The 23,458-nt window shown below is 33.0% G+C and carries 19 protein-coding genes; 3 read left to right on the top strand and 16 right to left on the bottom strand.

Annotated elements, in window-relative coordinates; genetic code table 11:
• Nucleotides 1–183 precede the first annotated feature (183 nt).
• From V6C74_RS00555 to V6C74_RS00540, 4 genes are all read right to left on the bottom strand, one after another.
• Entirely contained in the window at nt 184–807 is a 624-nt protein-coding gene (locus tag V6C74_RS00555) for a 4'-phosphopantetheinyl transferase superfamily protein (protein WP_002454266.1), read from the bottom strand.
• Nucleotides 804–7,970, bottom strand: coding sequence for a non-ribosomal peptide synthetase (locus tag V6C74_RS00550; protein WP_016898492.1), 7,167 nt, complete (start codon nt 7,968–7,970; stop codon nt 804–806). Before V6C74_RS00550 ends, V6C74_RS00555 begins: the two co-directional genes overlap by 4 nt.
• A 191-nt stretch (nt 7,971–8,161) precedes the next feature.
• Nucleotides 8,162–9,409: an MFS transporter gene (locus V6C74_RS00545; RefSeq protein WP_016898491.1), complete on the bottom strand. Its 1,248-nt coding sequence runs from the start codon at nt 9,407–9,409 to the stop codon at nt 8,162–8,164.
• Between the two features lie 95 nt (nt 9,410–9,504).
• Nucleotides 9,505–10,281 carry a 3-hydroxybutyrate dehydrogenase gene (locus V6C74_RS00540; protein ID WP_002454269.1) on the bottom strand — a complete coding sequence of 259 codons (777 nt, stop codon included), beginning with the start codon at nt 10,279–10,281 and terminating at the stop codon, nt 9,505–9,507.
• 391 nt (nt 10,282–10,672) lie between these two features.
• Here V6C74_RS00540 and V6C74_RS00535 point away from each other — a divergent pair, with 391 nt between their 5' ends.
• On the top strand, nt 10,673–10,885 hold the full coding sequence (locus V6C74_RS00535; protein WP_002454270.1) for a hypothetical protein: 213 nt from the start codon (nt 10,673–10,675) through the stop codon (nt 10,883–10,885).
• Between the two features lie 81 nt (nt 10,886–10,966).
• On the opposite strand, the gene V6C74_RS00530 is transcribed toward V6C74_RS00535, so the two are convergent.
• From V6C74_RS00530 to V6C74_RS00475, 12 genes are all read right to left on the bottom strand, one after another.
• Nucleotides 10,967–12,412 carry an MDR family MFS transporter gene (locus V6C74_RS00530; RefSeq protein ID WP_016898490.1) on the bottom strand — a complete coding sequence of 482 codons (1,446 nt, stop codon included), beginning with the start codon at nt 12,410–12,412 and terminating at the stop codon, nt 10,967–10,969.
• Between the two features lie 367 nt (nt 12,413–12,779).
• Nucleotides 12,780–13,448: a hypothetical protein gene (locus tag V6C74_RS00525; protein WP_229716963.1), complete on the bottom strand. Its 669-nt coding sequence runs from the start codon at nt 13,446–13,448 to the stop codon at nt 12,780–12,782.
• A gap of 307 nt (nt 13,449–13,755) precedes the next feature.
• Complete coding sequence (locus V6C74_RS00520; protein ID WP_002435020.1) at nt 13,756–14,394, bottom strand: hypothetical protein; 639 nt, start codon at nt 14,392–14,394, stop codon at nt 13,756–13,758.
• 135 nt (nt 14,395–14,529) lie between these two features.
• Entirely contained in the window at nt 14,530–14,775 is a 246-nt protein-coding gene (locus V6C74_RS00515) for a hypothetical protein (protein ID WP_367141514.1), read from the bottom strand.
• A gap of 371 nt (nt 14,776–15,146) precedes the next feature.
• Nucleotides 15,147–15,761: a hypothetical protein gene (locus V6C74_RS00510; RefSeq protein WP_002454273.1), complete on the bottom strand. Its 615-nt coding sequence runs from the start codon at nt 15,759–15,761 to the stop codon at nt 15,147–15,149.
• 138 nt (nt 15,762–15,899) lie between these two features.
• On the bottom strand, nt 15,900–16,865 hold the full coding sequence (bioB, locus tag V6C74_RS00505) for a biotin synthase BioB (RefSeq protein ID WP_002454274.1): 966 nt from the start codon (nt 16,863–16,865) through the stop codon (nt 15,900–15,902).
• 298 nt (nt 16,866–17,163) lie between these two features.
• Nucleotides 17,164–17,586 (bottom strand): FosB/FosD family fosfomycin resistance bacillithiol transferase, encoded by a 423-nt coding sequence (fosB, locus tag V6C74_RS00500; RefSeq protein WP_002454275.1) that lies wholly within the window; start codon nt 17,584–17,586, stop codon nt 17,164–17,166.
• Between the two features lie 37 nt (nt 17,587–17,623).
• Nucleotides 17,624–18,181: an NAD(P)H-dependent oxidoreductase gene (locus tag V6C74_RS00495; protein WP_002454276.1), complete on the bottom strand. Its 558-nt coding sequence runs from the start codon at nt 18,179–18,181 to the stop codon at nt 17,624–17,626.
• Complete coding sequence (locus tag V6C74_RS00490; RefSeq protein WP_002434957.1) at nt 18,174–18,584, bottom strand: MerR family transcriptional regulator; 411 nt, start codon at nt 18,582–18,584, stop codon at nt 18,174–18,176. The genes V6C74_RS00495 and V6C74_RS00490 overlap by 8 nt, the downstream gene beginning before the upstream one ends.
• Nucleotides 18,585–18,701: 117 nt before the next feature.
• On the bottom strand, nt 18,702–19,901 hold the full coding sequence (locus tag V6C74_RS00485; protein WP_002454277.1) for an MFS transporter: 1,200 nt from the start codon (nt 19,899–19,901) through the stop codon (nt 18,702–18,704).
• Between the two features lie 141 nt (nt 19,902–20,042).
• Nucleotides 20,043–20,699, bottom strand: coding sequence for an MBL fold metallo-hydrolase (locus V6C74_RS00480; protein ID WP_100209056.1), 657 nt, complete (start codon nt 20,697–20,699; stop codon nt 20,043–20,045).
• Nucleotides 20,700–20,722: 23 nt separating this feature from the next.
• Nucleotides 20,723–20,947, bottom strand: a complete 225-nt coding sequence (locus V6C74_RS00475) for a hypothetical protein (protein WP_002435040.1) — start codon at nt 20,945–20,947, stop codon at nt 20,723–20,725.
• 457 nt (nt 20,948–21,404) lie between these two features.
• Here V6C74_RS00475 and argF point away from each other — a divergent pair, with 457 nt between their 5' ends.
• Entirely contained in the window at nt 21,405–22,406 is a 1,002-nt protein-coding gene (gene argF / locus V6C74_RS00470; protein WP_002454280.1) for an ornithine carbamoyltransferase, read from the top strand.
• Between the two features lie 21 nt (nt 22,407–22,427).
• Nucleotides 22,428–23,360 carry a carbamate kinase gene (arcC, locus tag V6C74_RS00465; protein ID WP_002454281.1) on the top strand — a complete coding sequence of 311 codons (933 nt, stop codon included), beginning with the start codon at nt 22,428–22,430 and terminating at the stop codon, nt 23,358–23,360.
• Nucleotides 23,361–23,458 lie beyond the last annotated feature (98 nt).

Below are 23,458 nucleotides of genomic sequence, written 5' to 3'. Positions count from 1 at the left end.
AAGCTAGCATGAAGTTACTTTTACATCTTGTTAAAGACATACAAAAAGACACTTCCTATTACCTCAAATAGAAAGTGTCTTTGATAAAATTCTATGATTTATAATTTAGACGTACAGCTGCACGTTAATGTATAAGTATTAAGTTGAATAAAGAAGTATGGATGACTTTTCAATTACTAGTGATTAAAATAAACAATCTAGTGATTTTTTAACTATCTCATGTTTACGGCTATGATTTGAACACAAATGAATCATTCTATCTTGGCATATATATTCTTGAAAGAACACCTTGTCATCTTGATAGTATAAGGGCTGTGTTACGTCATAAACATCTAAGCCTTTGAGTAACCCTTCTCCTATCAATTTCGTATAACTTTCTTTTTTCGTCCAAATTGTATAAAAATCTTTTAATTGTCGTACTTGGTTAAATTCATTTACGGAAAATTGTGTAGCCAAGTTTAAATAATTCAAATCTTTAATTTCTTCAATATCGACGCCTACTGGATGTTGATCAATGGCGCATACAATATACGGAAAACTGTATGAAAGATTCACATTAATATGTTTCCTACTTTGAATCTCAATCTTACCATTCTTTGTAACATGATACTTCCACTGATTTATGTTCAGACCATAACATTGCTCGATACAGTACTGAATCAACATATCTCCTATTTGATGCATGACACGATCTTTTTTAAAACGATATTTTGAACGTTCAGGTTTCTTTAATTGTCGATATGATTGAAATAAACGATGTTCAATATTTGTTATGTCATCATTTATTTTCGTTAAAAATAGTGTCATTCATGTTCCTCAGATTCTTTAAATTTTTCAATGAGTAAATCTCTCCAAGCACGTAACCATTGAGAAGTGACATGAGGCCATCCGTCACCTAACTGTGCTATAACATGTTGGGTCATCTCAGATTCGATTTGTGCGGGAACTTGGGTTGTATCTCCGCTACTTAAACCGATAACCTCATGCATACCATTATTAAGCAACATTTGTTCAAATTCCTCGTCACTAATGATATTCATCTGAGTTTGTTTTGCATTCTCTAATACGCTTTGCATAGTTCTCGTATGAGGAGAATAAATATGATAAATAATTGATTGCGCTTGGGATGCAGCAATCTTCACAACATGACGTGCGGTAATATCAATAAATGATAAGTCTACAGATGTTTTACCGAAATATTCTCCAATAGATGATATTTTTAATAATTCATGCATCATAATTGAAAAACGGTTTGTCGTAAGATTTGTCATGTTTAACGCGCCAGAATAAGCACTTGTTAAATTCCCTAGTCTCATAATTTGAGCATCTAAACCATCATTAACCGCTTCTAAAACTTTGATTTCACTATAGAATTTACTTTTTGTATAAGGTGATGTAAATAATTGTTGTTTATAAACATCTTTTTCAGAAAAAGCCTTATCCTCGGTGTGGACATCAAAGACTGCTCCAACACTAATTGTCGAAATGTATATAAATTTCGCTTGATGTTGCTGTGCTAGAGCTAATAAAGCTTCGGTACTCTGTACGTTTACGTGAATAAAGTTTTCATCATCTCCGAAATGATCTGTACGCGCCCCAGCATGAATGATTGTATCAATTGTATCTTCAACGTTAAATGCATCTAAGTTTGCTAAGTCTCCTAGAACTACCTCTACCTTATCCATGAGTTCTTCAACTTTATCTGTCTCGAAGTAGCTACGTAAATTCGCTTCAACTTTAGCATGTGCATCTTTGATATCTTGACCTCTTACTAAGCATGTCACTTTAGTAGCTTGGTCTTGTAACTCATTAATTAGATATGCACCTAAGAAACCAGTACCTCCAGTAAGGAGAACTCTTCCAAGCGAGTTTTGAGTCTCATTACTTACATTCAATTGGTAACGACGTTTGACTAATGCTTGAAGTTGAGACAAGTGATCTGGAAGTTCAACTTCCACTAGCTCTTTTCCGCCTTCAAATACTTCTGCCAAATGTCTTATTGATTTATATTGATATATATCTTGCATAGTGAGATTTATATCATGAGATTTAAGCTTAGATACCGCAACCATCGCATCTAGTGACGTACCACCTATTTCGAAGAAGTCATCGTCTATGCCTATCGTCGGAAGCTCTAACACGTCAGCAAATATTGAAGCAAATTGGCGTTCCATATCATTTCTAGGTTCTACATATCCATTTCTTTGAATTTGTGGACGAGGTAATTTTGATTCATCTACTTTATCATTACGTGTTAACGGAATAACATCAATTGCTGTGACAGTTTTTGGAATCATGTACTTAGGTAAGTATTGATTTAACTGTCTTACGATGTCTGACTTAATGTCTTTATCGCCTACATAATAGGCATGTAGAACTTCATGTTCTCCTTGTTGATCAACGATAACTACGCTATCAGAAACGCCCTCTACTAAATTGATAATGTTTTCGATTTCTCCAAGTTCGATACGGTAACCATTGACTTTAACTTGATTATCTATTCGTCCCATAAATTCAATTTGACCATCATGTGTATATCTTGCAAGGTCACCACTGCGATATAATTTGCCTTCACCAAATGGATTATCTATGAAAGATTCAGCAGTAAGTTCAGGTCGATTCAAATAACCAGCCGTTAAACTTTCACCTGCGATACACAATTCTCCTGAAACACCTACACCACACAATTGCATACCCGATAAAATGTATACTTGAATGTTAGCTAAAGGTTGTCCTATAGGTATTGTTGATGGAATAGGCTCACCTTTAGTGTATGACCAATTTGAAGCAATCACTGTGGATTCAGAAGGTCCATACGCATTAAAGTACGTATCGCAATGCTCTGAAATATGACGCACAAACGTTGGAGTACTTGTTGCACCACCAGTAATTAACTTAGGTATATAGAAATCTTCCATTACGTTACAAACTTGAAGTGGTATAGATGCAACCGTAATACGTTCTCTTTCGATTAGTTGTTGTAGCTGCTCTGTATCAGTACGTTCTTCATTGTTTGCAATCACAAGTGTATAACCATTTAACAGACTGCAATAGATATCCATCGCAGATGCATCGAAGACGTAATTTGCATATTGAATAAACGTTTCATCTTCCGATAGTTCAAGTCTCTCTGTCCAAGCATTTACCAAGTTTAAGACATTACGTTGTCTTACGGCCACACCTTTAGGCATGCCAGTTGTTCCAGATGTGTAAATGCTATAAAGTTCATCTTCTAGACTACCCTCATATTCTGAAAATGACTTTTCAACGGGCGATTCTTTATCAATAGACTCTAATGCAATCGTTAATGGGTTAGAATCAAACTCCTTACCATAAGTTAAAATGGCTGAAACTTGAGCATCTTCAATCATTAACTCAATACGTTTATCAGGATGCGTTATATCAATTGGAACATACGACGCACCTATCTTCCATGATGCAATCATACTCGCAATCATTTCAAAGCTTCTATCTATTAATAATGCAACTCGCTCTCCATATGTCACTCCATTTTTCATAAGCTCATTGGCTATACGATTTGCATAATGATTTAATTCATCATACGTCATTGACTGCCCATTCATTTTCAGTGCAATCTCATCTTTCTTCTCATTAACTACATGATTGAATAATTGCTGTAGGGAATTATTTTCCGGGAAATATAGGGTATGATGATTAACATTTGTTTCAACCCATTCCAGCATATCCGGAGATTCTTGAATATCTTGAATTTTTAAAGCTTGAGTAGATGTCACATGTTGGATGATATTTTCAAGCTGGTAAGCAAGATTATGAATCGTCTCTTCCGCATATAAATCTGTATTATATTCAATATTAACCACATAGTCGTCTCGATCTTCCTCAATGATAAACGACAAGTCAAATTTAGCTGTTGTCGTTTGAGGTGGAATGTGCGTCAGTTGACTATGTCCAAAGTTAGCATGGTTTGTTTCGTTATTTTGTAATACAAGCATTACGTCGAATAACGGATTACGCGAAGCATCTCGTTCATCCATCAAATCGTTAACAAGGCTTTCAAATGGATACTCTTGATGTTCATACGCACCAAGACTTGTCTCTTTCACTTCAGACATCAATTGTTCCCATGTTTTATCGTTCGTTGGATGGCCACGGTAAAGTAGTGTATTCGCAAACATACCAAGCATATTTTCAGTGTCACGATGAGTGCGGGCACTTATAACGCTCCCTATGACAATGTCATCTTGGCGTGTATATTTATGAAGCAATACCATTATTGCACTTGCAAAGAACATGAAATCAGTCATTTGATGTTTCTCCACATAATTTTGCAACTGTGATTTTAAGTTCTTATCAAAATGGAACGTCAACATTTGACCATGTGTCGTCTTAATACTAGGTCTTGGATAATCTGTTGGCATATTTAATACAGGAACACCATCTTCAAATTGTTGTAACCAATAGCGACGTTGAATAGATAAATCTCGATGAGCCATCCATTCACTATAATCTTTATATTGCAGTGATAGATTAGGAAGTGATTTTTCTTGATATAAAGCATTTAAATCTGCTAATAAAATCGTATTACTCATACCGTCATTGATACTGTGATGCGTATCCATAAACAAATAATCCTCATGTGGACCATGGATATATCTTACACGCATTTGACTAGGTTGCTCTAAATTAAACGGTTGCATAAAGGCCTGAATAATTTGTTGTTCATCTGTAAGTCGTGTCGTCACTTCTTTAAAATCAGCAGCAACATTTTCTGCTACTCTTTGTTTCACTTCATTGCCATCCACTATATATTGTGTTCTTAAAATTTCGTGACGTGCAATAAGTTGGTTCAACGCTCGCTTCAATTGCTCTACGTTTAATTCAGAAGACAATCGCCATAAGAACGGAATATTATAAACAGTGTCTTCAGGATTAACACTCCACAATAAGTACATACTTTTTTGAACAGCACTTAATTCGTATTGCTCAGCTCTTTGCGCTTTAGGTATGACTTCATAGTCTTCATTTTGCATTTCCATAATGTGTTGACTTAATTGTTCAACAGTCGGTAATTTCATAATATCTCCGACTTTTAAACGTTTCTTAAGTTGAGATTCTATACGATTTACAACTAACGTTGCACGCAATGAGTGCCCACCAAGTTCAAAGAAATTATCTTTAATACCTACTTGGTCGACATGTAAGATATCTTCAAAGATTTGGCATATGATACGTTCACCTTCGTTACGTGGCGCCACATAGTTTGATAAATCAACTCTATCAATATCCGGTAAAGCTCGCTTGTCTAATTTACCATTGATAGTGATAGGTATTTTATCTATTTTCATGAAATGAACTGGAATCATGTATTGTGGCAATGTTTCACTTAACACTTCTTTCAAGTGACTCGTCGATTGAGATTGTTGCGCTTCATAATATGCCACAATTTGTTTATCTTGCTCCTCTTCACGCACAATAACGACTGCTTTATTAATATCTCTAATCGCTTCAATTGCTTTTTCAATTTCTGATAGTTCAATTCTAAAGCCACGAATTTTAACTTGTTTATCGATACGACTGAGATAATCAATATGACCGTCTTCTTGAAGACGTACTAAATCCCCACTGCGGTATAGGCACTCATTTTCAAAGGGAGAGGTGATAAACCTTTCAGCAGTGAGCTCTGGTTGATTTAAATATCCCTTAGCCAGACCAGCGCCACCTATGCATAATTCTCCAGGCACGCCTACACCACATAAGTGCTCGCCTTGCATCACGTAAACCGTCGTTCCATTAATTGGTTGACCAATAGGAATTCGATTTGGCATTTCATCAGGTATCGCATAAGTCGTCGTGAATGTCGTATTCTCTGTAGGTCCATAACCGTTAATGATTTGAGGATGGCGTTGACGTGAGTTTAATAGATTCACCCATTTCGCATTTAGCACCTCACCACCAATTAATAGATAAGTTAAGGGTTCTAGCGCCTCGATACGTTCACTTGCAATTTGATTGAAAAGGGATGACGTTAACCACATCGTGTTGACTTGTTGATTCACAATCGTTTGACCTAATTGAACAGGATTAAGTAAAGTATCTTTCGACGTTAACACTAAACATCCACCATTTAATAGCGCACCATAAATTTCAAATGTGGCAGCATCAAACGCTACAGTTCCCGATAATAAAATGACCGTTTGATTATTTAATTCAACATAATTAGGTTCATGAACTAAACGATCAATCCCTCTATGAGGAACCACTGTCCCTTTAGGCTTACCTGTTGTACCTGAAGTATAAATGATGTATGCAGTATCCTCATCAGTGTTGATATGACTTGGATTGTCAGTTTCCGCTTCGTCGCCATTCCAATCAAATGTGTCTAGTTCAATTTGAGGAATGTCAGATTGTAATGTCGCATGATATGTCACGATTGCTTTAGGCTGTGCATCTTCAATAATAAAGGTTGTTCTATCTTCCGGATAATCTGGATCAATCGGTAAGTATCCAGCGCCTGCCTTTAAAATACCTAACATGCCTATAACCATTTCGATACTTCGTTCTGCCAAGAGCGCGATAATATCATTGGGCTGTACATGATAAGTGTGTCGCAAATATTGTGCCAAGCGATTCACGTGGTGGTTTAATTCCGCATATGTCATGGATTGTTGTTCATATTGCAATGCTATTTGATTTGGATACTGTTCTACTTGATATTCAAAACGTTCCATTACCGTTTGATAATGTGATGAACTTGTTGAATGGTTGATGTTTTGATAGATTTCAAAATCATTTTCATTACATAATTCTATATCTTTAATTATCTTTGAAGGATTATGTGTTAATTGCATATTAATACTTCTAATTAAACTAACTAATGTTTGAATCGTTAGCTCATCATAGGCATTTGTATTGTATACAATATCAAAGCCTTGGTGAGGACGTGGATATATTTCTATGTCAGCTAATAAAGAACTATCACTATGCAATCGATGTACTTTATGTTCGGTGTGATTTAACTCAAAGTATTCGTTAAATTGCGTTGCATGTATGATTGTTTCGAATTCCATATCACTTGCATTAGGTTCACTTAAGAAACCTGTCCCGTTGGCTTTCATATCATCTATCGCTAATTCCCATTCATTCATAATTACGTCTGCAGAAAGCGTAGTGTCTATATTTAAACTCAGTGGTGCTACAAGTGTGTTAAGTAACATCATATCGTCAGTTTTGTCATATTCCATTGGAAAATGAATTCCCAACGTCACTTGATTAGACTGACTCAAAAAGTAGTTTGCTAAATAAGTGCTTGTAACTAGACGAGTCATATCAAATGATTCAAGATCTACACTTGTATGTTCAACTTGTGGTTGTTCTGAATTTCGTTTTATAGGCATGTATGATTCACAATCTTGATCGGCATGAGCCATTTCAAAGTGATTTAAATGCTGTTGATTGTCCTCATTTGAAGCATCAGTCGCTACATTCATTTCTTTAATCATGTGATAAAAATCCGATACAGTATGTTCATGAAATAGACCATAGCTATACGCGATATTTAGTTGTTTAAAGAAATCATCTAACTGGCTATCATTGAAAATCATGGAATGGAAATCTAAAAGTAAGAACGTTTCATCTAAAAATTGATAAATTGTAAAATTAAATAGAGGTAATTGATTGAAATAGTAGGAATTCAACTCTTGGTTGAGGTAAGTCGTGATATCAACTTTTTTAGAACATTGATTCACTTCTTTGATCTGTATAAATGGGAAAAATTCTCGCACATTGATGCGCAATTGGTCGTTACAATGCTTGAATGTCGCCCTCAACTGCGGCTGATGTTGTACTACATCTAGCAGTGCATACATCAATCGATGACGCTCGATATCTTGATCTAATCGAACCCAGTACGTCACCCTCTTTGTAGTTGAAGTTGATTGTAAATATTTTTGATAAAAATAGTGTTGAAAATGCAATGTTTCAATAGTCATTCAAGTCCTTCTTTCGTACTCATACTTTATAATACTCACTAACAAATAACTTACATATATTCTCTAGATAAGCTATATATTAGTACATTCAAAGGTTTGAAAACAATTACTAAAGTGAATTTTTTACAAAATCTTAATAAATATATTTTATTTTTAATCACGAGCAATTTAGTAGGTTATAAAATTCACAATTAATGATTTTCATTATTAGCCTTTAAATTAAATTGGTACACCGCACGATAGAGCAATATACTTCCTAAAGTGAGAATCAGTGCCATATAAATCGTCATACCCAGGGCGTTCATCAATACACCTAAAATAATACCCAGTCTTGCAATTAATTGCGCAAAGTTAAAACTTAATGCACGTATTGCAGAATATGTGCCTCTCTTATGTGCAGGAATCATCTTATATCTATGTTCTTCAGTAATCGGAGAGTAAATCATCTCACCTAACGTGGCTATAACCATAACTATGATAAGTAAAGTAAAATCATTTAAATAGGTAATGCCTGAATAACCTACTACATACATGATGAGACCTACAAATAACGCTTTTTGATTATTCATTTTCAAGATATATTTAGATACAAAATACGTTAAAGCTATTACAACTAGCGTATTAGTCATAATTAAAATTGAATACATTTTAACTCCATCAATTGAGACATGAAACATTGATAAAGTTTCGAATTCCTTTTTAAGTCTAATTGAAACATATGAAGACGTGGATAATTCACCCATTAAAAGAATACTTGAGCCGATAATTAAATACATAAATAATTTATCTTTTAGCACAAGCTGATAATTACGTAAAAAGCCTTTCAAACTTAATACATTATCAAAAGTTTGTCCCTCTTTCTTCAACGGTTTGGCGTTATCATTAGGAATCCAAATATATAAAGCCACGAATACTAGTACGAAAATCACAAAAGCGATCAAAAACAACGCCGATTTATTCGCGTGATACATGGCTCCTCCTAAAAATGCACCACAAGCAACGGCTACGTTAGTAAGCCAATAACTTACTTTATATATGTAATGTTCAACTTCTGGTGTAATCGCGTCCATGATCATCGTTTCAATAAGCGGTGCAATCATACCAGACGAAATACTAAAAACCGTATAAGCTATGCAAAATATCATGATAAGCAATGTCTGATTAGAGACTGAAAATGCCATTGCAAGCAAACTTATACACTCAATAATTTGATATATAAGCATTGTGCGTTTTTTAGGATAACGCTCAATAATATGCCCCGAAATCATCGAAATTGGAAAATTGATTAAAACTAAAATAAAAAGAAATATACCTGAAAAGGCCTGATTGACCATATCCGTTAGGTATAAAGCTATAAAAGGCAAAAATGCCATAACAATTAAATTCTCAAAGAAACTACATATTAATCTTACTTTTAAGGTGATGCTCATTTTTCTCATTCTATCTTTTCTCCCCCTTAAGCTTGATAAGTATTTAATAGTAGATACTTTTCTTAGCTTAACAGTATTTTATTTTTAATTAAGAGGTCATACTATTACTGGACTGTATAACCACCATCTATAATAATAGCTTGTCCTGTCACACTTTTTGTCGATTTACTTGCTAAAAATATGGCATAATCAGCAATTTCTTGAATATCGATCAATCGTTTTTGAGGAATTAATGGGAACAACACCTCATCCATCACTTGCGCTACGTCTACATTTCGCATTTGTGCTAAGTCTTCCATTTGTCCTCTCACAAGTGGTGTGTCGATATATCCAGGACAAATCGCATTCACTGTAATACCGTCCTCAGCTGTTTGTAAAGCTGTTACTTTTGTTAAACCAATAATTCCATGTTTAGCGCTATTATAAGCTGATTTTCCTGCGAAACCGATGACACCATTAATAGATGACATATTTAAGATTCTGCCATAGTGTTGCGCCTTCATAATAAGAAGAACATGCTTTGTCATTAAAAAGGTACCAACAAGCATGATATCTATCATCTGTTTAAACTTTTCAGTTGGAAAGTCTTCTATATTAGCTACATTCTGTAAACCAGCATTATTAATAACAATATCTATACGACCATATTGATGTCTCGTCTCAGCGATAAGATGCTTCACATCTTCCTCATTAGAGACGTCCGCTTTGATAGCCCGACAGTCATAGCCTTGTCGCTGAAATTGGTGGAAGACGTTATTAAGGCCTTCTTCATTAATGTCTGAGAAGACAACTTTGGCGCCTTGTTCAATAAAGGATTTAGCAATTTCTAAACCAATACCACTCGCTGAGCCAGTAATAATAGCTACTTGATCTTTAATCATATGTATAACTCCCTTCACTTTATTAAGATATCAAATAATGTATTAGTTATATTTATATTACATTAAATTAATTAAATATCGACATGTAATTTTTTTCTATCTCTTTTTTTATTTAAAACTATTAACAACATCATAGTGTGATGTAACATTTTATACAATAGGCAACTGCATTTTAACTTTCTATAAAAAACGTGAATATCACTTGAGGATATTTTTAAAAAAGCACGATAAGAATGGAATTAATGCATACGGTGCGCAGTCTTACCCCTAAATTTTTTTAGACTAGTAGCTACGATATTTTATGTATTAAAAAATTTACCAGCAAAGTTTTTTATAAATTTCATCGAAATTGTCTTTTTATGTTATTGTAAAATAAAAAAGGAGTTTCAATATGGGCTATATATTGCTATGGATTTTTGCGATTTATGGTATGATTCGATTTGTTTTCGGTATTGGTAAAGGGATTACAAGTTTTGTTAAAGGCATGTTTTTAGGTGCAATCGATGGTTATAAACACCCTGAGAAATACCCAAATCACCTTTCGAAAGAAGAACAAAGACGTCAAAGACATAGAGAAGAACGCGCACGACAAAAAGATGCTTAATTACATATATAAAAAGAAAGATGGTAGTTTCCTATTACCTAGGAAATTACCATCTTTCTTTGTGCTATTTAATTGTGAGTTTTATTTTTCAGAGGAAGAATCTGTATCTTTGGCGTTGCGATTCTCTTTAATAAATAACGCAAGTATAAAGCCAATCACAATTAATACTGTGGTGAAGATAAATGCTGCATCGACACCTTGAACTGTTGATTCTCGTGCTAATTTCACTTTAGACATCGTATGATGCGTAGCCGTATAATTCTTAGCTACAATTGATAATATTGTAATACTGATAGCAGTTCCCATCGCACCTGCAATGATACGTAGAGAGTTCATAATTGCTGTGCCGTGTGAAATTTCTTCTGGTTTAAGCGCATTAAGACCTACTGTATTAAGTGGCATAATAAGTAAACCTACAGAAATCATACGTATTGCGTAAATCACTACAACATACCAGAATGGCGTTTCTGTAGTTAAGAATGCATGTAATATCGTCATTATGATTAATACTGTAAATCCAGGAATAACAAGTACCTTGATGCCATATTTATCAAAAATCTTACCAGTATAAACTGAAATAAATGCATTGAACACTGCACCTGGTAGTATCACTAAACCTGAAAGTAATGCTGAGAGACCTAATCCAGTTTGAACGTACATAGGAATAAGTAGAGCAGGTCCAACAATACCTATAAAGACAAGCATTGAAGCTATAGCAGATAATGTAAATACTTTGCTTTTAAATACGCTTAAGTTTAATAATGGATGGTCGATTTTTAATTGACGGAATGTAAAAATAGCAATCACGATTAAACCTAAAATAAATGTATTGATGACTGGGATCGATGCGATTCCAAATGTACTTACACTACTAAATGCGAATAGAATTAAGCCGAAACCAAATGTTGAATAAACGACTGATATTTTATCGAGTACTGTTTCTTTAGTTTGACCGTTATTCTCAACAAAGAAGAACCCAATTGCGAATGCGATAAGTGCGATTGCTGCAACGATGTAGAATGGCATTCTCCAACTAAAGAAATCGATAAGTAATCCTGTAAGTGTTGGCCCAATCGCTGGTGCTGTTTGCGCCACTATACCTGTGAGACCCATTGCGAATCCGCGTTTTTCTACAGGGAATAGTGTAAACACTGTAAATTGCATTAGTGGAAGTAATATTCCAGCACCGATTGCTTGTATAATACGAGCAACCATTAGGATTTCAAATCCTGGAGATAAAGCAGCTATAATTGAACCAATAAGGAACGCTGCCATAGAAAAGATATAAAGTTTACGTGTCGTATATTTATCCATTAAAAATGCTGTGAGTGGTATCATAATTCCGTTCACTAGCATAAAACCTGTGATCAACCATTGTGCAGTAGTTTCTGTAATGTTCAATCCTTTTATAATTGCGGGCAATGCAGTGTTTAAGATCGTTTGGTTTAACATTGCTACAAATGCGCTAATAAGCATCACTAACACAATGGTGTTACGTTTGGCGGTTGTCATTTCATTACTCGCCATGACATCTTACCCCTTTCAAAAATAAGTCCATTAAAAACTGTATCACTTTTGGTTAGCCTAGCAAACTATTTAAGTTTATATTTTGATTTTCAGTTTAATTTGATTTTTAAAAAGTATTTTCTTGATAGCTTTTGGATTTGTAAATTGAGTTAACATCGTTGCTAAGAAGCTTATGAAGTGAGCATGGTGTATGAAGTGAACAAACTTTTTAATGTTGAATGCTAAAAATATCCATTGAATAATGTAACAAAAATAAATAGGACAGTGAATCATTATTCTTAAAAGTTGAGTTAGAATACCTAACTGTTATTTGGTCAACACATAAAAACTGGTTCTCTATAAATATTGAGAACCAGTTTAGCTTATTTTATTTAATTCTTTTACCATTTTCATCAAACTTAGCTACTTTGCCATTAACAGTTGTATAAGTAGCTACAATTTCACCATCTTTATTACGACAATTAACTTTCCAGTTTCCATCTTTTAGCCAATGAACAACATCCCATAGATATTTATCATTATCTAATGAACCACCTTCAAGTTCAGAAATAAATTTATATACTTGGCTACTTCCATGAGCCATGACTCCACCACGTTCATACAATTCTCTCGGTGATAATCCATTATATTTCCATTCATCATTTGAAATAGGTAATTGATTGCTTACATGCATCTTATTCGCAAGTTCTGGAAGGGCCCTATTATTTTTAACTTTGTCATAGACCTTTTGGGTACTATACTCTTTACCATGCTCTAATAACTGTTTATAATCTTTGATACGAATTTGAGATCCACTTAGGATAATCTTTTTGTCACTAATACCAACTATTGCTTGGGCTTCATGATTACTAGGGTATATTGAATAAAACTTCATACCTTTAGGCGCGTTGGTGAATTCTGGATAGTTAACTAATACAAATTGTCCTATCTTTCGATATTCATCTTTATCATTTCTAAAAGAACCTATCAAAATATTATTTTTAGTTAATGTGTATTTCCCTTTATCATCAGCGCAAAAGATAAGTGCTAATTTCATCTTTTCTGATAAATTCTCCACTTTATCTTTAGCTTTGATATCAGTATTAGTATTTTTTGATGAAGCTTCTTTGTTGGATGTTTTGTTGTCTTTATCTTTTTTAGTAGAAGTTTCTGCTTTGTTTTTTTATGTTCTGTAAAATTGTCTGTATTGCATGCGCCTAAAAATAGTGAAAGTGCTGTTATGAGTATTAATATTTTCTTCATTAAAATGTAAATCCTCTCGGTGTTTAGTCATGGTGTGGTGGGTTACTTTTTAATAATCTGATTTACTGAAATTAAACGTGGGTATAGGTGGGTATTTTTTATCAATAAGAGCTTGAACCAACATAATTATTAGTAAACTGAATTTTGTTTTCAACAGCATATAATTCAGGATTATTTTTGTATTGATCATAAATTTCACTTAAATTATACATCTTGCTATGCGATGCTAATTGATCAAAATATTCAATTCCTCCTTGAGTGCCTCCAATAAATAACTTTTCGTCATTAATTCCTACTATTGAAGCAAAATTTCCTTTTGGCGGTTCAACTTTAAAAAATTTCATACCCTGAGGTGCATTTTTAAATACTAATTCACTCTTTCTTATGGAAATATTTTCTAATTTTTCAATTTTATTAAAAGGTGGTTCGGCATAATATTTTCCTGAGAGAATCTCTTCTTTAGTTATTAAGTATTCTCCTTTTTTATCCGCAAAAAATGCTAGCGCTATTCTAGTTTTATCGCTTAAATCTTTCACATCTATTTTTTTCTCTAATGTTGTTTGTGTGTGCTTATCATCCTTATTTTTAGTCATTGACTCGTCTTTATTGGATGCTTTGTTATTTTTATCTTTTTTAGTCGGATTTTCTGCTTTATCATTTTTATGATCTGTAGAATTGTCGGTGTTACACGCGCCTAAAAATAGTGAAAATACTGTGATGAGTATTATTATTTTCTTCATAAAATGTAAATCCTCTCGGTGTTTAGTCATGGTGTGGTGGGTTACTTTTATTTTGTATAATTATTTTTTTATTATAATAAAATTATTTATGTAAAGCTAACTTATTTTTATCAAAAACCACAAAATTTATTTCTCTTAATTACGTTTTTGAGCATCTTCCCATTCTACAGATAAAATTAGTAGTGAAATAACTATCATTATAATCGTTCCAACTAAATTTAATTGTATATCTCCGGTCTTATAAGTATAGATTAATCCAGCCGTAACAATCACAGGTACTACAAATCCTAAAAGTTTTATACCTGTTCTAGATAAAGCATAATGAATTGCCATAATAAGAACATAAATGATTATCGGTAAAAATTTATGTAAATATTCCATAAACTTAAGTATCCTCCAATATTTAAAACTATTATATTTTATGTATTATCATTTTTCATAATAACGTAATTTAGATATTTATTCATTGCTTTTTTAGATAATTTTTGAATTCTCTTGTCGCCTCCTCTTTATATTTAGCTTTATCAAGTATAGCTACAAATACAAATTTAAATGGTCTAAAGTTGCCAAAACTATCACTTATAATTAACGCTCATTACGCCTCATAAAAGTTAAACATGTTTCACGTAAAACATTTGTATGTAAAATACATTAATTCGAAGTGCAGTTATTAACAGCTTTGTCCCAACATCTTAAAAATTTATCTAGAAACGTGTCTTTATAAATATAAAAACTCGCCTTCTTCAAATTTTTTATGAATCAGATATTAATTTTTCAGCTACATTGCTAGCTTTATTATTCATATTTCTTGTTTGGTATGTGTCTATAAATGTAAGTTTAATAACCTCGTCTAATTTTTCTTTTCTATAGTTATCTTCTAGAATTTCTGTCAGGATGCCATCATTATTTTTTATAATGTTTCTCATAACTAGAGTTATATCTTCGTTAAATTTCTCAAATTCCCAAACATCTTCATTTACATTCATAAAAGGTGTTAGTTTGCCTCTAATATTTAACAAACTCAATGCATCTTCTTCATACTTTTTTTCTAAATTTGGTGTAAGTGCAAGCTCTTCAATTTCTAAATCACTATTAAACTCATGAAATGCATAATAAGCTTCTTCATCATTTAACATATGTATTAAGCTGTTTTTAGATATTGCTTTACCATAACGTGCTTTGTTTTTAGAGAGTTTATATAAATAAAGCTTTATTAAAATCAAAGTCGCGTTTTTAATGTATGTTATATTACTTGGTTCTTTTTCATCTAAAGTTTGGTCTGCTTCATCATGTAAATCATTATGAATATGAACTAATTTATTTAAACGATTATCTAATAGATTTAAAGATAGTATATAATCCTCCATCGTTCTCCCTCCCACATGTTCAATATCCCTAATAACGAATATTACACCTCAATAAATTTACTAACCACTGTTTAAAAAAGCCATAGACAGCGTTTATGCACTCCGTCTATAGCTATAATACAATTCTAAATATCTGCTTTAACTATCTATTTCAAACCCTAAATCTTTAATCATGTGGTAATCCTCTTCGTTAGGTTGACCACCCGTAATAAGGTAGTCTCCAACAAAAATAGAATTAGCTGCTTTTAAGGCTATTGCTTGTAGTGAGCGCAGATTAACTTCTCGTCCACCAGCAATTCTAATTTCTTTCGTGGGATTGATTAAACGGAACATTGCTATAATTCGCAAACATTTCATTGGTGACAATAAGTCTAGACCTCCAAATTTCGTTCCCTTAATTGGATGTAGGAAATTAATCGGAATGCTGTCTGCATCAATCTCTTTCAATGCAAATGCCATATTAATTACATCCTCATTCGTTTCACCCATGCCACAAATAACACCAGAACATGGAGAAATGTTATTAGCTTTCATCATTTCAACTGTATTCACTCGATCTTCATATGTATGCGTAGTCACCACCTCATCATGATATCGCTCACTTGTATTTAAATTATGGTTATATCTATCTACGCCCGCTCCTTTAAGTTTTTCAGCTTGTTCTTCTTTTGTAAGTCCTAGACATGCACAAATTTTTAATTGTGGATGCACTTTTTTAATATCTTCAACCGTTTCACAAATATGATCTACTTCTCGATTTGTGGGTCCTCGTCCACTCATGACAATACAATATGTGCCAATTTGATTGTCTGTAGCAACCTGTGCTCCCGCTTTAATTTGATCTTGATCTACCAATGCATAGCGTTGTTTTTCCTTCATCTTTACCGATTGACCGCAGTAACCACAATCTTCAGAACAAATTCCACTTTTCGCATTAAGAATCATATTTAATTTCACTTTTTTACCATAGTAATGCTTTCTTACGATGTACGCTTCATTCAAGAGTTCAAACGTATCGATATTTGGATCTTCATATATCTTCAAACATTCATCTTGTGATAATCCTTCGCGATAAAGTACACGTTCAGCTAAGTTTAAATTCATGATAATTAACCCCTCATTTTTGAAAATTAAAGTTCAGCAAGTGATGCTCTTACTAATGTAAACTTTATATATTTATAAGTTTACATTAATACTTTGATAAATGAAACCTTGCTTACTAAAATAAAAAAAGCCATGCCAATACGTACGCGTATAGGCATAGCTATCTAGCATATATTTACATTTTATGAACCGTCTAATTTCCCATATATTAAAAATCAATTTGTTTATTCGATTTAAATTTTATTTAACTCTCGATGTTTTCAACCTTTTATTATGAAGTTAAATAGTATTTTAGAGACTAGTAATAAAAAGTCATATGTGTTTTTTCTTTTTTATAATAATCTAATCTATCGTTTAAAGTACCAGTGTGTAATTCTAATTTGTGACCATCTGGATCAGTAAAGTAAATTGACTTTTTATCTTGATGACTTCTCTTTCGTCCTTCTAATATATTTACATTATGTTTTTGAAGCCATTTGTACCATTCTTCAAACTCATTTTCATTAATTGAAAATGCAATATGTGTATAAGAATATTTAATTTCTGTTCTAGGTACATTAACCTCTTCATTTAAAGCAACCCATAAACCACCAATATCAAAATACGCAGTAGTTTTGCCACTAACTAATAATTCCCCTTTTAAAACATCTCTATAAAATTTAATTGATTCAACTAAATTACTAACTGAAAAACATATATGATTAATACCTTGAATATTCATAACTACACCACCCAATTTATTACTAAGAAAAATAATTTTAATCAACTAACTTCGTTACTTGATTTACGATATTTTCAACTTTATTACTTATACTTTGAGCATTCGATTTATTTAAATTATCTATATAAAATCTTTTAATATTGTAAATTCCAACGAGATTTAATGGATATTTAATAACTTTATAACCTAGATGTCCTTTAAACTTATGAAACCACTCTGAACCTCCAATAGTATATATAACTATTGCATCTTTATCTTTCCATAATCCTCTTTTAAAGTATTGTTTATTATTAAAACTAAATGCTTTATTAGGCCAAAAGGTACTATCAATAAAACCTTTCAATAGCATAGGCACATTCAACCAATAGATAGGGTAAATAAAAATCAACATATTACTATTATCTATTATTTCAGTATTTCGAAACTGAGCTTCGCTTATTTCTGAATTATAGCCTTCGGATAAAATAGGAATGTCGCCAACCATCTCCTGTAAATTGAAAATTTCTAATTTTTTATTACAAAGCTCCTCTTTTAACTTATTATAGATATCAAAGCCAACACCTTTTTGATTTCCACCATATATTAGACTAATCAATTTCTTCCACCCCTGAAAGTTTATTTAAAATCAAACTCTTATTTTTTTCATAATTCATATCTTTTGATAAATCTTTAACTGATTCCAATCGATTTAAAATTGTGTTTTGACGATTAATATCTATTTTGATTTGTTTTATAAGATCATCTAGGTAATTCAGCGTTTTGTTATTACAGTCCTTAGAAACAGGTTTTTTAAACAGATTTATTACATATGCTATATCTTTTAATTGTAAATTCAATCGCTTTAAATCAATAATTAGTTTCAAGTACGATATAGTTTCCTCATCAAAATATCTATAATTATTTTCATCTCTAGGAATATTAATTATTTCTTTTTCTTCATAGTATCTAATCATGGACTTTGGTATTTTCAACATAGATGAAACTTCACTAATTTTCATTTTTAGCCCCCCCCTACCAATTTGATACTTGAAACTTATCATTAAACCATACTTTAATGTCAAAAATAAAAATGGAAATCTCTACTTAAATAAATAGAGATTTCCATTCTAATTACCTTAAGAATTTGATTTTTTCTTATTAGCTAGTAGAAGAATTAAAGAAAGTATCGCAAGAATCACAATTATGATACTAAACACAATACCTGCAAGTTTGATGCCTAATCCTAGTTCTAATAACCCTACACCTACAACTGGTATTGAAATGGCTATATACGCAATGGTAAAGAAAGTGGACGTAATTTCGGCTTGTTTGTCTTCAGGTGCTACGGCATTCACTGTGGACAATCCAGCTCGGAAACTGAATGCTTGTCCAAATCCAGAAATAATAGCTCCAATAAATAAAATTAAGAATGATTCTAATTGAATAGATAAACCTACTAATATTACGCCTACAATTAATGTGCCACTACCTAACATCAATATGTGATAATCAGATTTACTTTTAAACAATAATTGGCCTAGCGTTGATGCACAGAATATCAAGAATACCATGACACCTATGACTGCTTTATTTGTAATGTTCAATATGTCTCCTAAAAAGTTTGGTGAAATCGCAGTAAATAAACCAAGCATTGAAAATCCTACGAATACAGGAATAACAGCATAAATAAATGTAGAGCGAATGTCTGACGGTACACTCAACTTTTGAACTTCAATTTTAAATTTTTGTTTATTCTTAACAGGCTCTGGCATAAACCATATTCCAATAAATGCCGGAATGATAAGAATAAAGTCAACGATAAAGACTAAACGCATCGCACATGGAAGATATTGTGCGAGTATGCCACATAGCAACGGACCAAAGCCTAAACCAAGCATATTCACGCTACTTGCAATTGTAGAGGCTCTGCCCTTTTTATCATCAGCAGCTAAATTAACAATCGTTGTCGTTGCTGTACTTGTAAAAAGTCCCGCTGACAGTCCGGAAATCACTCGTCCAGCAAGTAATAAACCTACATTGGTAGCAAATAAAAACACTAGCGCACTGATTGCAGATAAAATCACTCCTGGAATAAGTACATAACGTCGTCCTATGCGGTCTGACAATTGACCAAATACAAGTAATCCTCCAATCACACCAGCAGCATAGACAGCGTAAATGATTGTAATCATTAATGGTGATAAATCATATACTTTACTATAAATTGGATAGAGTGGTGTAGGTAATGTCGTCCCCATCATCACAATAAGAAATGCATAGGCTGCACTGATTAATCCCCAGTTTACTTTATGATTTTGATGTTTAGAATTTTGCAAGTTGCTTCACCTCAACATTTGTATATCTCTATCGCAGTGAAATGAAACATTATAAATTTTTAATTTTAAAAAGGTACATCCAACATTCAGCCAGATATACCTTTCAATTTACTATCATGTTTTAAGTATTTTCCCCGTCACTTACACGGTCGATAATTTTTTGTACACGTTGTTTTTTATCCTCGTCATCTTCAACAAAGAACACAGGTGATTCACCTTCGATTCACCTTCAATTGACACCCATGGTACGAGTGCATCAAAGTCAAGATCACGAATCAGTTCAAGACTTTTAATTGAAGCCTCTCTGTCACTTGAAGGAAGTATTACAGTGCGCCATTCATCACCTTCATAGCATAGGAAGTCACCAGTGAATAAATAGCGATGCTCACCATTATCCCACAAATATAATGTCGTTCCAGGTGTATGTCCAGGGGCAGGTATCACCTCTAAATCTTCATGTAAATGTTGCCGTTCTTTAAATGTACCAGTAACTTGAAGGGTATCGGTAACGTCCTTTTTATCATCTTCGTGAATATAGTAAGGTGCATCAAAATTTGTCTCTCCACCTAACGATTCATGTTGATGATTCATTAATACTTTATCAACGCCACCTAATTCTTGTATATCCTTTGCAGCCTCATCAATTCTACCAGAATGATAAATCATTACATTACCTTCTGAACGTTGAAGTATAAATGATTTAAAACGGAAACGTTTATCAAATGGCAATTCTGATGTAGGCGTTACATATAAACCATTTGCGATTTCCGTTAATGTTTCGAATTGCTTATTAGCCATAACGTTTCTCCCCCATAAACAATTTAATCTAAATATTGATCAGCATGTTCAAGTTTATAATGCTCGATTTCAGCTTTTTGTTCCTCAAATTCTTTATGCGTTAACTTAGTAATTGTTTCAATAGAATAACTTAACTTTTTAGCAAATGCCTCTACTTCACTCTTATTTTTAGCCGCTACAAATACAGTTAACACATTGTCATCTACAATATCTTTATGATGTTGATAATCTAACCTATAAATCTTCATGAGAAATTCCCCCTCAAATTTAATATGCCCGAATCTTTCTAAAGTATTTTTTCTATCAATAGTGTCATATGCCCTTTTTCTAGAAAACCAAACGTGCCAAACGTTTTTAAAAGTTTATTAATATTTTGCGTCACAATCTTATTAAATAGACTGACGTCTGTCTTAAATTTCAATGACTTAAAAGCTAACAATTCATGTTATTATCTACGATTTTTTTACTTTTTAAAATTAAGAAAATCATATTTAAATAATAATGATTTTCTTTAAAAATTCGTCAATCTAAAAACAGATATACCACAAACATACTCCTTTTATTCAAATTTTTCATAAATTACATAAAATTTTAAAAAAATTTTCAATTATTTATTAATAAAAAATGACAACTTTTTAATTTTATTGATATTAATTAGTTAACGCTTACAATGACCTTGAAATCAAATTTAAGGAGTTGTAAAGAATGCAAAATTTACGCAACAGAAGTTTTCTTACTTTATTAGATTTTTCACAGAAAGAGGTGGAGTTTCTATTAAATCTTGCTGAAGATTTGAAACATGCCAAATACATAGGTAATGAAAAACCTATGCTTAAAAATAAAAATATTGCTCTTCTTTTTGAAAAAGACTCTACAAGAACACGTTGTTCATTTGAAGTCGCAGCTCATGATCAAGGAGCTAATGTTACGTATTTAGGCCCTACAGGCTCTCAAATGGGTAAAAAAGAAACTGCTAAAGATACTGCAAGAGTTCTAGGAGGCATGTATGATGGTATTGAGTACCGAGGCTTCTCACAACGTATAGTTGAAACGTTGGCTGAATTTTCAGGGGTGCCAGTATGGAATGGCTTAACTGATGAAGACCACCCAACGCAAGTCCTTGCAGATTTCTTAACTGCTAAAGAAGTATTGAAGAAAGACTACTCCGAAATCAACTTCACTTATGTCGGTGATGGCCGTAATAATGTTGCAAACGCATTAATGCAAGGCGCTGCTATCATGGGCATGAATTTCCACCTTGTTTGTCCGCAAGAATTAAATCCTACTGATGAATTACTTAACCGTTGCAAACGTATCGCCGATGAGAATGGAGGCAACATCCTTATTACAGATGATATCGATAAAGGGGTTAAAGACTCTGACGTTATCTATACAGATGTATGGGTATCTATGGGTGAACCAGACGAGGTATGGCAAGAGCGTCTTAAATTATTAGAACCATACCGTGTAAACAAAGAATTAATGGATAAAACAGGCAATCCAAATGTGATTTTTGAACATTGTCTACCTTCATTCCACAATACTGACACTAAAATCGGTAAACAGATTTATGAACAATACGGCATAAGTGAAATGGAAGTTACAGATGAGGTATTTGAAAGTAAAGCGTCTGTAGTATTCCAAGAAGCTGAAAATAGAATGCACACAATAAAAGCAGTTATGGTTGCTACTTTAGGTGAATTCTAAGACAGACAGGAGGTTATTCAAGTGGCAAAAATTGTTGTAGCATTAGGCGGTAATGCGTTAGGTCAATCGCCAAAAGAACAACTCGAATTAGTAAAAAACACTGCTAAATCACTCGTTGGACTCATAACTAAAGGGCATGAAATTGTTATTAGTCATGGTAATGGTCCTCAAGTCGGTAGCATCAATTTAGGATTAAACTACGCGGCTGAACATGATCAAGGTCCTGCCTTTCCTTTCGCAGAATGTGGTGCAATGAGTCAAGCGTATATAGGCTATCAACTCCAAGAAAGTTTGCAAAATGAATTACATGCGTTGGGCATAGACAAACAAGTGGTTACACTAGTGACGCAAGTTGAAGTTGATCCAGATGATAAAGCCTTTAGTCATCCTACAAAACCCATTGGTCTCTTTTATGATAAAGAGACTGCTGAACGTATTGAAAAAGAAAAACATTATAGCTTCGTTGAAGATGCCGGTCGTGGCTACAGACGTGTGGTCCCTTCACCTCAACCAAAGTCCATTGTTGAACTAGAAAGTATCAAGACTTTAATCGAGAATGGCACACTTGTAATTGCAGCAGGTGGCGGAGGCGTACCAGTCATTCGTGAACAACACGATAGCTTTAAAGGCGTTGATGCGGTCATAGACAAGGACAAAACAAGTGCTCTCCTTGGCGCAGATATTCACTGTGATCAATTAATTATTTTGACAGCTATTGACTATGTTTACGTTAACTATAACACTGACAATCAAAAAGCCCTCAAAACGGTAACACCAGAAGAATTGGAAGCTTATATTAAAGAGGATCAATTTGCTAAAGGTAGCATGCTTCCCAAAATAGAATCGGCCATTTCATTTATTAAGAACAATCCTAAAGGTAGCGTTTTAATTACTTCATTAGATCAATTAGACAACGCACTTGAAGGTAAAATTGGTACCCTTATCAAAAAATAATATCTTAAGTTGTACTAGAAACTAACATCATTTAACTATTATATATGCAATTTTCATGATGAATACTGACAAAATGGTGCACCCTGCATCCCTCCACT

The sequence above is a fragment of the Staphylococcus capitis subsp. capitis genome (assembly GCF_040739495.1).
GTDB lineage: Bacteria > Bacillota > Bacilli > Staphylococcales > Staphylococcaceae > Staphylococcus > Staphylococcus capitis.
The sequence above is the reverse complement of the archived record's forward strand: the minus strand, read 5'-3'. Positions and strand labels throughout refer to the sequence as shown.